The organism is Streptomyces sp. NBC_00457 (assembly GCF_036014015.1).
In the GTDB taxonomy this organism is placed as follows: domain Bacteria; phylum Actinomycetota; class Actinomycetes; order Streptomycetales; family Streptomycetaceae; genus Streptomyces.
Genome location: NZ_CP107905.1, coordinates 3965225 through 3979004, shown reverse-complemented (window position 1 = coordinate 3979004; position 13780 = coordinate 3965225). Strand labels below are relative to the sequence as shown.

General features: G+C 70.6%; 14 protein-coding genes. 11 read left to right on the top strand and 3 right to left on the bottom strand.

All coding sequences use genetic code 11. The features are described from left to right. The first annotated feature begins 6 nt into the window (after window positions 1-6). The gene (locus OG828_RS17885) at window positions 7-1419 is read left to right on the top strand and encodes a dipeptidase (RefSeq protein ID WP_328501692.1); all 1413 of its coding nucleotides are present in this window, start codon (window positions 7-9) and stop codon (window positions 1417-1419) included. A 145-nt stretch (window positions 1420-1564) separates the two neighbouring features. Further along, window positions 1565-2509 (top strand): NAD(+) diphosphatase, encoded by a 945-nt coding sequence (gene nudC / locus OG828_RS17880; protein WP_328357339.1) that lies wholly within the window; start codon window positions 1565-1567, stop codon window positions 2507-2509. 165 nt (window positions 2510-2674) lie between these two features. Here the strand turns inward: nudC and OG828_RS17870 are convergent, their stop codons facing one another. Next, window positions 2675-2929: a mycoredoxin gene (locus OG828_RS17870; protein WP_328357336.1), complete on the bottom strand. Its 255-nt coding sequence runs from the start codon at window positions 2927-2929 to the stop codon at window positions 2675-2677. Window positions 2930-3111: 182 nt separating this feature from the next. On the opposite strand from OG828_RS17870, the gene OG828_RS17865 reads away from it, so the two are divergent. The 5 genes from OG828_RS17865 to OG828_RS17845 all read left to right on the top strand — a co-directional run bounded on the left by OG828_RS17865 (window position 3112) and on the right by OG828_RS17845 (window position 7009). Next, entirely contained in the window at window positions 3112-5310 is a 2199-nt protein-coding gene (locus tag OG828_RS17865; RefSeq protein WP_328501691.1) for an ATP-dependent DNA helicase UvrD2, read from the top strand. Window positions 5311-5474: 164 nt separating this feature from the next. Further along, entirely contained in the window at window positions 5475-5801 is a 327-nt protein-coding gene (locus OG828_RS17860; protein WP_328357330.1) for a hypothetical protein, read from the top strand. 173 nt (window positions 5802-5974) lie between these two features. Then, the gene (locus OG828_RS17855) at window positions 5975-6343 is read left to right on the top strand and encodes a WhiB family transcriptional regulator (protein ID WP_188183286.1); all 369 of its coding nucleotides are present in this window, start codon (window positions 5975-5977) and stop codon (window positions 6341-6343) included. Next, window positions 6340-6663: a hypothetical protein gene (locus OG828_RS17850; protein ID WP_210572291.1), complete on the top strand. Its 324-nt coding sequence runs from the start codon at window positions 6340-6342 to the stop codon at window positions 6661-6663. The genes OG828_RS17855 and OG828_RS17850 overlap by 4 nt, the downstream gene beginning before the upstream one ends. A gap of 136 nt (window positions 6664-6799) precedes the next feature. Further along, a complete protein-coding gene (locus tag OG828_RS17845) occupies window positions 6800-7009 on the top strand; it encodes a hypothetical protein (RefSeq protein WP_328357320.1) in 210 nt (69 codons plus the stop codon). Window positions 7010-7031: 22 nt separating this feature from the next. On the opposite strand, the gene OG828_RS17840 is transcribed toward OG828_RS17845, so the two are convergent. Beyond that, window positions 7032-8402: an ABC1 kinase family protein gene (locus OG828_RS17840; RefSeq protein WP_328501690.1), complete on the bottom strand. Its 1371-nt coding sequence runs from the start codon at window positions 8400-8402 to the stop codon at window positions 7032-7034. Beyond that, entirely contained in the window at window positions 8395-9609 is a 1215-nt protein-coding gene (locus OG828_RS17835) for a ThiF family adenylyltransferase (protein WP_328501689.1), read from the bottom strand. The genes OG828_RS17840 and OG828_RS17835 overlap by 8 nt, the downstream gene beginning before the upstream one ends. Window positions 9610-9838: 229 nt before the next feature. Here OG828_RS17835 and OG828_RS17830 point away from each other — a divergent pair, with 229 nt between their 5' ends. From OG828_RS17830 to OG828_RS17815, 4 genes are all read left to right on the top strand, one after another. Continuing rightward, window positions 9839-10435 (top strand): M48 metallopeptidase family protein, encoded by a 597-nt coding sequence (locus OG828_RS17830; RefSeq protein WP_210572299.1) that lies wholly within the window; start codon window positions 9839-9841, stop codon window positions 10433-10435. A 138-nt stretch (window positions 10436-10573) separates the two neighbouring features. After that, entirely contained in the window at window positions 10574-12307 is a 1734-nt protein-coding gene (locus tag OG828_RS17825; protein ID WP_328501688.1) for a TerD family protein, read from the top strand. A gap of 13 nt (window positions 12308-12320) precedes the next feature. Continuing rightward, window positions 12321-13001 carry an AIM24 family protein gene (locus OG828_RS17820; protein WP_328357304.1) on the top strand — a complete coding sequence of 227 codons (681 nt, stop codon included), beginning with the start codon at window positions 12321-12323 and terminating at the stop codon, window positions 12999-13001. Between the two features lie 14 nt (window positions 13002-13015). Beyond that, window positions 13016-13771 (top strand): AIM24 family protein, encoded by a 756-nt coding sequence (locus tag OG828_RS17815; RefSeq protein WP_328357301.1) that lies wholly within the window; start codon window positions 13016-13018, stop codon window positions 13769-13771. Window positions 13772-13780: the final 9 nt, after the last annotated feature.

Sequence of the window (13780 nt, the reverse complement as noted above, 5' to 3'; positions counted from 1 at the left end):
GTGACCATGAGCCAGTCCGTTGACAGTGCCGTCAGCGCCGTCCGCACGCACATCGAGCAGCACCGCACCGCCTTCCTCGACGACCTCGCCGAGTGGCTGCGCATCCCGTCCGTGTCGGCGCAGCCCGACCACGCGGCGGACGTGCGCCGCAGCGCCGACTGGCTCGCCGCCAAGCTCAAGGAGACCGGCTTCCCCACGACCGAGGTCTGGCAGACACCCGGGGCACCCGCCGTCTTCGCCGAGTGGCCCGCCGACGACCTCGAGGCGCCCACGGTCCTGGTCTACGGCCATCACGACGTCCAGCCCGCCGCCCGCGAGGACGGCTGGGACAGCGACCCCTTCGAGCCGGTCGTCCGCGAAAACCGCCTCTACGCGCGCGGGGCTGCCGACGACAAGGGCCAGGTGTTCTTCCACACACTCGGCGTCCGCGCGCACCTCGCCGCGACGGGCCGCGCCACCCCGGCCGTCAACCTCAAGCTGCTGATCGAGGGCGAGGAGGAGTCCGGCTCCCCGCACTTCCGCGCCCTCGTCGAGGAGCACGCGGACCGGCTCGCGGCCGATGCCGTGATCGTCTCCGACACCAGCATGTGGGACGAGCACACCCCCACCGTGTGCACCGGCATGCGCGGCCTCGCCGAGTGCGAGATCCAGTTCCACGGCCCCGACCAGGACATCCACTCCGGTGCCTTCGGCGGCGCCGTCCCCAACCCGGCGACCGCCGCCGCCCGCCTCGTAGCCGCGCTGCACGACGACCACGCGCGCGTGACGATCCCCGGCTTCTACGATGGCATCGTCGAACTCACCGACCGGGAGCGCGAACTCTTCGCCGAGCTGCCTTTCGACGAGGAGCAGTGGCTGCGCACGGCCAAGTCGTACGCCACCCAGGGCGAGGCCGGGCACACCACCCTGGAGCGGATCTGGGCCCGCCCCACCGCCGAGGTCAACGGCATCGGGGGTGGCTACCAGGGGCCCGGAAGCAAGACCATCATTCCGTCGTCCGCGATGGTGAAGCTTTCCTTCCGGCTCGTCACAGGGCAGGACCCCGAGCGGATCGAGCAGGCCGTGCGTGCCTGGGCCGCCGACCAGGTGCCCGCCGGAATCCGGCACGAGATCACCTTCGCCGCCGCCACGCGTCCGTGCCTCACGCCGCTCGACCACCCGGCGCTGCAGTCTGTGGCCCGCGCCATGAGCCGAGCCTTCGAAAGACCGGTCCTCTTCACACGCGTCGGCGGCTCGGGACCGGCCGCCGACCTCCAGGAAGTGCTCGGCGCTCCCGTGCTCTTCCTGGGCATCTCCGTCCCGTCCGACGGCTGGCACGCCCCGAACGAGAAGGTCGAGCTGGATCTGCTCCTCAAAGGCGTCGAGACCAGCGCATATCTGTGGGCCGACCTCGCGGACAACTGGCGCCATGCTCCCTGAGCCCTCCGCACCACCCGGAGGTGTGCCCCGCGCGGGGCACACTGGAGAGGCCGCCCCCGCACCATCAAGCCGTCACCACCCGCCGCAGGTTCCGTCGAACCGCTCGCCGAAACAATCCGCTGCACCGGGGGAGTTGGAAGCACCCGTGACCACCTGGACCGACCACACCGCCGACCGACCCATCTCGCTCACCACCCCCAGCGGCATCGACCGCGCCGCCCACCACCGGCTCGACGAGGCCTGGCTCGCGGCGGCATGGAGCCACCCCACGACCCGCTGCTTCGTGGTCTCCGGCGGTCAGGTCCTCATCGACGAGACGCCCGACGGGCGCACCGAACTCGTCATGACCCCCTCCTTCGAAGCCCCCCTCACCGAGGCACACCGCTACTTCCTCGGCATCGACGAGGACGGCGTCAGCTACTTCGCCCTCCAGAAGGACGCCCTCCCCGGCCGCATCGACCAGTCCGCGCGCGCGGCGGGGCTGCGCGAGGCGGGGCTGCTGCTGTCACCGCGCGACACAGGCCTGATGGTGCACGCGGTCGGTCTGGAGAACTGGCAGCGCACCCACCGCTTCTGCTCCCGCTGCGGCGAGCGCACGGTCATCGCCGCGGCCGGCCACATCCGCCGCTGCCCGGCCTGCGGCGCCGAGCACTACCCGCGCACCGACCCGGCCGTGATCATGGCCGTCACCGATGCAGAGGACCGCATCCTGCTCGGCCGCCAGGTGCACTGGCCCGAGGGCCGCTTCTCCACGCTCGCCGGCTTCGTCGAGCCCGGCGAGTCCATCGAGCAGTCCGTGCGCCGCGAGGTCTTCGAGGAGGCCGGCATCACCGTCGGCCAGGTCGAATACGTCGCCAGCCAGCCCTGGCCCTTCCCGTCCAGCCTGATGCTCGGCTTCATGGCGCGCGCCACCACGACCGACATCGAGGTCGACGGCGACGAGATCCACGAGGCCCGCTGGTTCACCCGCGACGAGCTGCGCGCCGCCTTCGACTCCGGCGAGGTCCTCCCGCCGTACGGCATCTCGATCGCGGCCCGCCTCATCGAGCTCTGGTACGGCAAGCCACTGCCGACGCGCAGCGTTTTCTGACGTGTTCTGATACGCAGGAAGGCGGTCCCGAGCTGTCTCGGGACCGCCTTCCTGCATTCCCCTGTTACGCGCCGATCTTCTGCTTGACCTGGGCCAGCGAAGGGTTCGTGAGCGTCGAGCCGTCCGGGAACAGCACGGTGGGCACGGTCTGGGGTTCCTCAGCTCTCAGGTAGCGAGAGCGGCCTTCACCTGGGCAAGGCTCGGGTTGGTCATGACCGACTCATTGCCCGAGGGGGCAATGATCAAGACCGTGGGCACCGTCTGGTTCCCGCCGTTCGCCTTCTCCACGAAGGCGGCCGACTCCGGGTCCTGCTCGATGTTGATCTCGTTGTACGCGATGCCCTCGCGGTCCATCTGGCTCTTCAGCCGACGGCAGTAGCCGCACCACGTGGTGCTGTACATCGTCACAGTGCCCGGCATGTCTCTCGCGCTCCTCGGCGGTCGGGGACGGGTGGTCGCAGGAAGGGAACGTACGCGACCGCGCCGCCATTCCCGCGGGGGGTATCCGTCCGCACGTGACGCCTGCCGCATTAGTACGACTGCGGGTGCCTGCCTGTGGACAACCGGCTCACCCGTCTCCGGTGACCTGGCAGCATGGCGGTGTGACAGCAGCAACGCACTCCACGCTCTTCCCGCAGGCACCGGGCTCGGCCGACGCGGTGCTCGAAGGGCTCGACCCCGAGCAGCGCGAGGTGGCGACCGCCCTGCAGGGCCCGGTCTGTGTGCTGGCGGGCGCAGGCACGGGCAAGACACGGGCGATCACCCACCGCATCGCCTATGGGGTGCGCGCCGGAATTCTCCAGCCCTCCAGTGTGCTGGCCGTCACCTTCACCAACCGTGCCGCCGGGGAGATGCGCGGCCGGCTGCGCCAGCTCGGCGCCGCCGGGGTCCAGGCCCGCACCTTCCACTCGGCAGCCCTGCGCCAGCTGCAGTACTTCTGGCCGAAGGCGATCGGCGGCTCCATGCCCCGGCTCGTCGACCGCAAGATCCAACTGGTGGCCGACGCGGCCGCTGCCTGCAGCATCCGCCTCGACCGCGGCGAGCTGCGGGACGTCACCGCCGAGATCGAGTGGTCCAAGGTCACCCAGACCGTCCCCGCCGACTACGCTGCCGCCGCCGCCAAGTCCGGCCGCGAGATCCCCCGTCACCCGGCCGAGATCGCCCAGCTCTACTCCGCCTACGAGGACGTCAAGCGCAGTCGCGCCGTCATCGACTTCGAGGACGTCCTGCTGCTGACCGTCGCCGTCCTCCAGGACCGGCACGACATCGCCGAGCAGGTCCGCGCCCAGTACCAGCACTTCGTGGTCGACGAGTACCAGGACGTCAGCCCGCTCCAGCAGCGCATGCTGGAGCTGTGGCTCGGCGACCGGGAGAACCTGTGCGTGGTCGGCGACGCCAGCCAGACGATCTACTCGTTCACAGGAGCAACCCCGGACCATCTGCTCGACTTCCGCACCCGCCACCCCGGCGCCACCGTGGTCAAGCTGGTCCGTGACTACCGTTCCACCCCACAGGTCGTCCACCTGGCCAACGGCCTGCTCGCCCAGGCCCGCGGACGCGCAGCCGATCACCGCCTGGAGCTGATCTCCCAGCGAGCCCCGGGCCCCGAGCCCGCCTACACCCAGTACGACGACGAGCCCGCCGAGGCAGAAGGCGCCGCCCGTCGTATCCGAGAGCTCATCGACGCCGGTGTCCCGGCGAGCGAGATCGCGATCCTGTTCCGTACGAACTCCCAGTCCGAGACCTACGAACAGGCCCTCGCCGACGCCGGGGTGTCCTACCAGCTGCGGGGCGCCGAGCGGTTCTTCGACCGGCCCGAGGTCCGTAAGGCGGGCATCGCCCTGCGGGGCGCGGCCCGTTTCGGCGGCAACGACTCCCTGCTCGACGACGCGGTCGACCTCCCCTCCCAGGTGCGTGCCGTGCTCTCCGGCGAGGGCTGGACGCCGCATCCCCCGGCCGGGTCCGGTGCCGTCAGAGAGCGGTGGGAGTCCCTGGCCGCCCTGGTGAACCTGGCGGTGGACTTCGCCGCCGCCAGCCCCGGCGCCACCCTCGGCGACCTGGTCGCGGAGCTCGACGAGCGGGCGAACGCCCAGCACGCCCCGACCGTGCAGGGCGTCACGCTCGCCTCCCTGCACTCGGCCAAGGGCCTGGAGTGGGACGTCGTCTTCCTGGTGGGCGTGGCCGACGGCATGATGCCGATCACCTATGCGAAGACGGAGGAGCAGATCGAGGAGGAACGCCGGCTCCTCTATGTCGGCGTGACCCGCGCTCGAGAACAGCTCCATGTTTCCTGGGCGTTGTCCCGCTCGCCCGGCGGCCGCCCGAACCGCAAGCCCAGCCCCTTCCTCGACGGGCTGCGCCCCGGTTCGACCACCATCGCCGGCCGCGCCGCGACGGTCGGCGCCGGTGGCGTCGAGCGTGGCTTCACCACCAGCACGCCGGCCGTCGCGCCGAGACGCAGACAGCGCAGCCCGGCCCGCTGCCGAGTCTGCGGACGCACCCTCACCGAGGCCGGCGAGATGAAGCTGATGCGCTGCGAGGACTGCCCCTCCGACATGGACGAGGGCCTCTACGAGCGGTTGCGTGAGTGGCGTGCGGAACAGGCGCAGCGCAGCGGCCAGCCCGCCTTCTGCGTCTTCACCGACAAGACGCTGATGGCCATCGCCGAGGCCGTGCCCGACGACGACGGCGAGTTGGCGCGGATCCCGGGCGTGGGGGTGCGCAAGCTCAACCGCTACGGCGCCGATGTGCTGGCCATCTGCGCAGGCCGGGAGGGGCCGGGAGAGGAAGACGAGGGCTGAAACCAACTCGTCGGAAAAATAGTTTGCGCATGCCCCAGCAATCCCCATAGGTTCTTAGCCACGGGGACGGAGGCCTTCTCGGAGGCCCTGATTCCGTGTTGTACTTGCATTTCCGTCGGACTGGCTCACCCCAGTCCCCCAGACGCCGAAAGGAGGCGAGTCCAGTGATCAGCATCAACACCAGCTTCATCAGCACCGTGAAAATGACCGATCGCTCGGTCGTCGCCTCCCTGTGCATGCTCGGCGCCTCCAACCCGGGCACCGGTCTGTCCGGCATTCGTGCCGCGCGCCCGGCGTCCTCGGTGTCTCCTGCGGGCCTTCCCGTGAGCGAGCGCAATGAGCGACCGGTCATGGCACTGGAAGCGGCTGTAGTGGCACAGGCCAAGGCCTATGCCCTTGCGGCGACCGGTGCCGGATTCCGGAAGCAGACGACGCAGCACCACCAGATGTGGGCCTTCCGTGGGCCAGAACCCTGGAGTGATCCAGCCTGATTGATCAGGCCGGCGCCTTCAGGGCCGCGGAACCCCATCCGGGATCCGCGGCCCTTCTGTTTGTCCCCGACCAGGGACGGCGGAGCGAAGGGGCCTCGGGACAAGAAAAGAACCCGGTACCAGCCGACCACCGGCCCAACAGGGCCGGACCGACCAGACGAGGAAGACGAACCGTGCAACTCGAAGCGCACGCCCCGTCCGTACCGCCTTCCGACACGATCCCCAAGCCCGGCCTCACGGAGGACTCCACCTTGACCCCGCTCACCGCGCTCACCGCGCTGGACGACGCCATCGAGAACCTCGGCGTGCCCGTCCCCTGCCGTTCCTACGACCCGGAGGTCTTCTTCGCCGAGTCGCCGGCGGACGTCGAGTACGCCAAGTCCCTCTGCCGCACCTGCCCGCTGATCGAGGCCTGCCTCGCCGGCGCCAAGGAGCGGCGTGAGCCCTGGGGCGTCTGGGGTGGCGAGCTGTTCGTCCAGGGTGTCGTCGTCGCCCGGAAGCGGCCGCGTGGCCGCCCGCGCAAGAACCCGGTCACGGCATGAACACCGCAGGAACGATCGACCGCCCCCTCACGCACGACCCCAAGAAGCAGGCCCCGATGAAGCCGTCCACCAACGAGCCCGCCGGCTCCGCGATCGAAGACGTCACCACCACCGGCGCGATCGACTCGCGTCAGAACAGGACCCGAGAGATGCAACTCATCCCAGAAGCCATGGCTCGTGCGCATATGCACGAGCGCCTGTACGAGGCCGAGCGGGAACGCCAGGCCCTGCGCCTGGTGGCCGCTCGCCGGATGCAGCGCCGGGCGGAGCGCGCGTCGCTGCGCGCCCGCCGTGCGCTCGCCATGGCCGTCATGCAGTGATCGAGAACACCTGAAGCGGTGGCCTCCCGAACAGGGGGGCGAGAGCTTTCCCGCGGGGGCCGGTCCGTCCGAACGGACCGGCCCCCGCGGTGCGTTGTGCCCGCAGATCCGCCGGCCACGGCGATATCGTCACCGGGTGACGAGTCTTCCCGGAGGCAGTGACAACGGCGGTGCCGGCGCGGAGCCGACCTCTCTCGTGTGTGCCCGCTGCGGCACCCGTGCCTCGGTTCCCCGGCCCACCTGGACCTGCTCCGTGGAGAACGGCACCCGCCACTACTTCTGCGACACCTGCTCCCGCGAGAACCTCAGAGCCATCGAGGGGCGGCTGGACTCGGCCTGGTGGTGAGCCCGGCTCACACCGCCGCCGCTTACGCCTCCGCCGCCGAATCCTCCTCGTCCAGGATCTCCTCAGGCATGAACCCCGGCAGCCACTCCTCCAGTTCCTCGCGCAGTCGCACCGTCGCTCCCAGCTGGCACAGCACGCCGATCGTGCTGAGGGTCACCCGGTGTATCAGCAGATACGCCGGAGGCAGATTGAGCTGCTTGCCCAACTGGTAGGCGGGGGAACGCGGATCGGCGACTCGGGCCGCCTGGCTGCGCATCCAGCCGCGGGTGAAGGTGAACTCGTCCACACGGGCCGGTTCGATGATCGGCAGGAGGTAGTCGAGGACGGCGTCGGGGTCCAGGTCTATCGAGTCCTTGACGAAGCCCTCCGTGCACAGCAGTTCATAGATGGCGTCCGCCTCGCCGTCCAGCGTCATACGCAGGGAGTCGCCGATCGGGGTCGGCAGTCCGCCCGGGAGGCGGTCCACGGTGCCGAAGTCCAGCACGCCCAGGCGCCAGTCGTCCTCGCCGTCGGGACCGCCGGGCAGGAGCCGGAAGTTGCCCGGGTGCGGGTCGGCGTGCAGGAGGCCGGTGCGGGCCGGGCCGGAGAAGAGGAAGCGGGCCAGGAGCTGGCCGGCCCGGTCGCGCTGGTCCTGGGTGCCCTCCGAGATGATCTCCGACATGGGGATGCCGTCCATCCACTCGGTGATCAGAACCTGCTCACACTGGTGGACCACCTCGGGCACCACGACGTCCGGGTCGTCCGTGAACTCCTCGGCGTGCGCCTGCTGGGCCTGCGCTTCCAGGCCGTAGTCCAACTCTTCCGAGACCCGGTCGCGCAGCTCCGCGATGAGGGGCTTGATGTCCATCCCCGGGATGAGCGGGCCCAACAGGCGGGCGAAACGGCTCAGTTGGTTCAGATCGGACAGCAGGGCTTCTCCGGCGCCCGGGTATTGCACCTTGACCGCCACCTCGCGGCCGTCCTGCCACACTCCCCGGTGCACCTGGCCGATCGAGGCTGCCGCGGAGGGCTTGTCCTCGAACTCGAGGAACAGGTCGTGCCACTCCTCGCCGAGCCGCTCCGAGAGCACGGCGTGCACGGTGCGCGTCGGCATCGGTGGGGCCGCGTCCTGCAACTTGGTCAGCGCCGCCCGGTAGGGCCCGGCGACCTCCTCGGGCAGCGCGGACTCGAAGACGGACAGGGCCTGCCCGAACTTCATCGCCCCGCCTTTCAGCTCGCCGAGGACCTTGAACAACTGCTCCGCGGTGCGCTGCTGCAGTTCGCGGCCGACGATCTCCGCGGACTCGCCGACGATCCGCTTGCCCAGTCCCCAGGTGGCCCGCCCGGCGAAGCCGAGCGGGAGCGCGGCGAGCTTGGCGGTCCGGGTGACCGCCTTCCGGGGAAGATCAGACATGCGCCCTCCAGGTCCCAGCCAGCCGCGCCGCGTGTGTCGTACGGCGAAACTCCTTCGACGGTTGTTGCTCTGCCATTGTCTCGTGTGAGTTCTCGTCCTCCGAGGAGTGTGCCCCCTTAGCTTTCTCCGCGGCGCCGCAGGGGCATGCGTGATGGGCCCAGATCGGCCGCGCATGCCAGTGGAGGCCGGGCAGGGACACCTCCCAGCGGGCGCCGGCGGTCGACGGCAGATGGCCGTCCAGGAAGGCGAGCGCATGTGTGGCGGCAAGCCCGGCGACTGTGGTGGCCAGCGCCAGATCGCAGGGTCCCACCTGCCGTTGTTTCCCCGAGCGCCACTGGGCCACCAGGCGTGGCCAGGCCGGATCCCGGTCTGTGCGCCCTTCGTGCAGACAGCCCGCACAGCTGGTCTCCCCGGGCAGGACGAGAGGGCCGACCACGCCGGTTCCCTCCACGACTCCGGCGTACAGATGAGGCGTGCCGGAGGTGATCAGCGGCTCGGCGGTGGCGGGGACGGGGGCGTGCACACCGACGTCGTCCCGTGGCGCGAGGACGACCAGGGAGAATCCCGGGTCGCCGTCCTCGAGCGGGGGCTGCGGGCCGCGGCGCGGCGGCCTGTCCGGTGCCGCCCGGCGTACGGCCCGGCGGGCCGCTTCGGCTCTGCGGTCGCCGACCGACTCGGCGGGCAGGCCACCCGGTGCGATGTCCCAGGGCTCGACGGTGCCGCCGTCGAGTACGTCCACCTCTCCGACGCCGGCGCCCGACAGCAGGGAGGCGAGCACCGCTCCCACCCGGCCGGCGCCCCGCACCTGGACCCGCAGGGAGCGGCGGGCCGCCAGCTGCCGCATCGCGTCGCCCGGTGCGGAGGTGGTCAGGGTCAGGGAGGCCAGATCGGGGCGCAGCCGGTCCAGGACCTCCTTCTTCTTGCGCAGTGCCTCGGCCGCCGGGCCGCCGCCTGACGCGTCGTCGACGAGGCCGGACCGCGCCAGCCGCCCAACCAGCTCGTCGACATGTCCGTCCGGCAGATCCATTCGCCGGCCCACCTCGCGCAGCAGTGGGAGTCCGCGCGTGCCGTTGAGCAGATCGAGAAAGCTTCCCGTCGCCGTGTCCATCGGACCCAGCGTCATCGCGTGCGCCGGTGTCATCCCGAACTGCACGGTGTTGAGGTCGCGCCAGCCGCGCCTGAGCGCGGGCTTCACCATCGGATGCATGTCAGGCCCCCGTAGCCCCGTGAAAGATCCCCGTACGTCTCCGTTCGTCGGAGAGGCGTGGTCAGTGCTCCGCCGACGAGTGCCAGCATGCCCGCCCCCGCGGCCGGACGCCGAAAGTTGTCCACAGGCGGTGGATATTCTTCGTACAAATCAGACGCCTGGTGAGGGATCGGAATCGAACCGTCCCGGAGTCGGGACTTCCCCCATGTGCAGCGGGTAACGTCGGGGCGTGTCCGCCGACCCACTGCACCGCGCCGGAACTCCACAGCGCAGTACGACGAGCCCGCCGCCGAGCGGCCCGGTGGCGAGCGCGATCGAGGTGCGCCGGAGCGCCCGCAGACGCAGGACGGTCTCCGCGTACCGCGAGGGCGATCGCACCGTCGTGCTCATTCCCGCCCGGATGTCCGAGGCGGAGGAGCAGCGCTGGGTCAACGTCATGCTCGACAAGCTCGCCGCCCAGGAGAGCAAGCGGCAGCTGGGCGACGCCGAGCTCGCGGAGCGGGCGGAACGGCTCTCGGACCAGTACTTCGGCGGTCGCGCCCGGCCTACGTCCGTGCGCTGGGTCACCAACCAGAACACACGCTGGGGCTCGTGCACCCCGGCCGAGGGCAGTATCCGGCTCTCGCACCGGCTGCAGGGCATGCCCGAGTACGTCGTCGACTACGTCCTGCTCCATGAGCTCGCGCATCTGCTGGTCCCCGGACACGGGCCCCGGTTCTGGCGCCTGCTGGAGGCGTACCCGCGGACCGAGCGGGCCCGCGGCTATCTCGAAGGGGTGGTCGCCGCCGACCGGCTGCCGCATCTCCCCGGCGCGCGCACCGAGTGACCACTCCCGCCGACGGCGCCCGAGGCGCCGCCGAAGGGTGATTGTGTACCGGGTCTGTACCGACTTCGTCCGGTGTCCGAGTTTGCAGTTAGCCTGACGCGACGCACTCGTATTCGGGATGGGGGACGGTCGTTACGCATGGCCAGGGAATTCCAACGCGGCCACAAGGCCAAGATCAGTGACCTCACCGCGGGCACGGATCTGTACGTAGGTGTGCAGATCTCGGGCCCCGGGCTGAGCTTCGACATCAGCTGCTTCGGCCTCGACGCCGACGAACGGCTCTCGGACGACCGGTACTTCATCTTCTTCAACCAGCCGAAGTCCCCCGAGGAGTCCATCCAACTGCTGGGGGCGCAGGCCGGCGACACGGAGTCCTTCCGGGTCACGCTCGACAGGATCCCGCCGCAGATCCAGAAGCTGTCCTTCACGGCGACGCTGGACGGCGCCGGTCAGCTGTCGCAGATCGCCCCCGGATACATCCGCATCGTCGCCGGTGGCGAGGAAGTGGCCCGCTATCCCTTCAGCGGCTCGGAGTTCACCACCGAACGGGCCGTGATGCTGGGCGACTTCTACCTGAAGGACGTCTGGCGGTTCGCCGCGGTCGGTCAGGGCTTCGACGGCGGCCTCGACGCGCTGCTGAAGAACTTCGGCGGCGAGGTCCTCGAAGAGGAGACGCCCGAGCCGCAGCCACAGGCCCAGGCCGGTGCGGCTCCCGGTTTCGCGCCGCCCGCGCAGGCCACCGCGCCGCCCGCCTTCGGCGCCCCGTCCACCCCGGCACCCGCCCCGGCGCCTCCGGCACCGCAGCCCGCCGCGCAGGGCTTCGCGCCCCCGCCCTCGGCCACGCCGCCGGCAGCACCCCAGCCCCCGGCGCCCGCACCCTCCGTGCACGCCGCGCCCACCATCGTCGCCCCGATGACACCGCCTGGCGGCGCCCAGGTGCCGCCCCCTGCCCCCGCCCCGGCGCCCTACGGACAGCCCCCCGGCCAGCAGCAGCCGCCGTACGGCCAGGCCCCGGGCCAGAGCGCCCCGCTGCCGCCCGGCTACGCCCAGCCCCAGGCACCGCAGGCCCCCCAGGCACCGCAAGCCCCCACGCCGCCGCCCGGCTACGGTCAGCCGACCCCGCCCCCGGGCTATGGACAGCAGCCGCAGTTCGGGCAGGCCCCGGGCCAGCAGGCAGCCCCGCACGGCGCTCCTCAGGGCACCCCGCAGGCCCCCGGTGTCACCGCCGCGCTCCAGAAGTTCAAGGAGACGCCCACCGGACAGCGCTGGACGCAGCAGAACAAGAAGATGATCCGCGTCGACCTCGGCATCGGCGGGCAGCCGGTTCTGGCCCGGCAGGGCAGCATGGTGCTCTACCAGGGCAAGGTCGACTTCAGCTACAAGAGCGCGGGCTTCGCCGGCCGGATCGCGGGCAACGCGACCGGCCAGGAGATGCAGCTGATGCGCTGTACCGGCCAGGGCCAGGTGTTCCTCGCCGAGAGTTCCACCATGCTGCACCCCATCGAGCTCCAGGGCGACGGCATCTGTGTCTCCGCCGAGAACGTCCTCGCCTTCGACGAGGGCCTCCAGCACGAGGTCCGCCGTATCGAGGGACACGGCATCCCCGGAGGCGCGCTGTTCACGATGCAGTTCACCGGGACCGGCACGATCATCGTGAAGACGCACGGCACGCCCGTGGTGCTGCCGGTCACGCCCACGACGTTCGCGGACTGCAACGCCGTGGTCGCCTGGTCGTCCGCCGCCCAGGTGGTCGTCTCCAGCCAGGTCCGGATGCGCCGCAACTCCTACCCCGGCGACACCGGGGAGAGCGTCAACCTCCAGTTCCGCGGCGCTCCCGGCAACTTCATCGTCGTCCAGCCGTACGAGATCTGAGGGAGAGCCCGTCATGAACCAGCCGCTCGCGGGCTACGCTCCCGCACCCGTCACCGCCCGCATGGAGAACCACGGCAACCACATGCTGAAGGTCGCCATGCAGACCGGAAACGACCTCCTCGCGCGCGTGGGGTCGATGGTCGCCTACGAGGGGTTCGTCCAGTACGAGCCCAACCCGCCCGCCGTCCGCCAGATCGCCCGCGACTGGGCCACCGGCGAGGGCGCGCCCCTGATGAAAGCCTCCGGCGACGGCCTGCTCTACCTCGCCGACTACGGCGCCAACGTCGTCGTGATCAACCTCAACGGCGACGGGATCTCCGTCAACGCCACCAATCTGCTCGCCTTCGACGCCCACCTCACCTGGGGCGTCGAGCGGGTCAAGGGGCTGGCGAAGTTCGCCGGGCAGGGCCTGTGGAACACCAAGATCTCCGGGCAGGGCTGGGTCGCGCTGACCTCCCGGGGCAAGCCGATCGTCGTCGACTGCGGCGGTGGCGAGGACGAGACGTACGTCGACCCGGACGCGCTCGTCGCCTGGTCCCCGAACCTCAAGGTGAAGGGCAAGCGCAGCTTCAAGGCGCAGTCGCTCATCGGCCGGGGCAGCGGTGAGGCCTTCCAGATGGCCTTCTCCGGCCAGGGCATCGTCGTCGTCCAGCCCAGCGAGGACAGCACCGACCGTCTCCGGGTCCGGGGCTGAGGGGGAGCACCACCATGCAGAGTCCGCTTTTCGCCTACAACGACCAGCAGACCCAGGAGCGTTGGAGCCTGCAGAACAAGCAGATGCTCCGCGTCGCCGTGGACGGTCACGAGGATCTCCTCGCCCGCAAGGGCACGATGGTCGCCTACCAGGGCCTCATCGAGTTCGACGCCGAGTACCAGAGCCGCAATCAGGGACGCGCGCGTGCCCGCACCGGCGAGGGCCTGGACCTGATGCGCTGTCACGGGCAGGGCACGGTCTACCTCGCCAACCTCGCGCAGCACGTCCATGTGATGGAGGTGGACCACGACGGGCTGACCGTCGACAGCAGCTACGTCCTCGCCATGGACTCCTCGCTGCACCACGAGGTCATCGCCGTCGACAGCCTCTACGGCATCTCCGGCTCCGGGAAGTACCAGCTCAACATCACAGGCCGCGGCAAGGTCGCGCTGATGACCTCGGGCGCCCCGCTGATGATGCAGGTGACACCCGACAAGTACGTCAACTGCGACGCCGACGCCATCGTCGCCTGGTCGACTTCCCTGCGTGTGCAGATGCAGGCCCAGACGCACTCCTCCGGGATCTGGCGGCGCCGCGGCAACACCGGTGAGGGCTGGGAGCTCAGCTTCATGGGCAGCGGCTACGCCCTCGTCCAGCCCAGCGAGCTGCTGCCGCCGCAGAACGCCCAGGTCGGCTCGGGCGCCGCCGCGCAGTTCGGCATGGGACAGCAGGGGGCACGCGGCCAGAACCAGGGCAACGCCTGGAGCTGACCGCACGGA

Coding starts and splice junctions, on each gene's coding strand:
- OG828_RS17835 (WP_328501689.1), bottom strand. CDS start 9,609: ATGCATCCGATGGTGAAGCCCGCGCTCAGGCGCGGCTGGCGCGACCTC.
- OG828_RS17840 (WP_328501690.1), bottom strand. CDS start 8,402: ATGTCTGATCTTCCCCGGAAGGCGGTCACCCGGACCGCCAAGCTCGCC.
- OG828_RS17850 (WP_210572291.1), top strand. CDS start 6,340: ATGAACACCGCAGGAACGATCGACCGCCCCCTCACGCACGACCCCAAG.
- OG828_RS17885 (WP_328501692.1), top strand. CDS start 7: ATGAGCCAGTCCGTTGACAGTGCCGTCAGCGCCGTCCGCACGCACATC.
- OG828_RS17815 (WP_328357301.1), top strand. CDS start 13,016: ATGCAGAGTCCGCTTTTCGCCTACAACGACCAGCAGACCCAGGAGCGT.
- OG828_RS17870 (WP_328357336.1), bottom strand. CDS start 2,929: ATGCCGGGCACTGTGACGATGTACAGCACCACGTGGTGCGGCTACTGC.
- OG828_RS17820 (WP_328357304.1), top strand. CDS start 12,321: ATGAACCAGCCGCTCGCGGGCTACGCTCCCGCACCCGTCACCGCCCGC.
- OG828_RS17825 (WP_328501688.1), top strand. CDS start 10,574: ATGGCCAGGGAATTCCAACGCGGCCACAAGGCCAAGATCAGTGACCTC.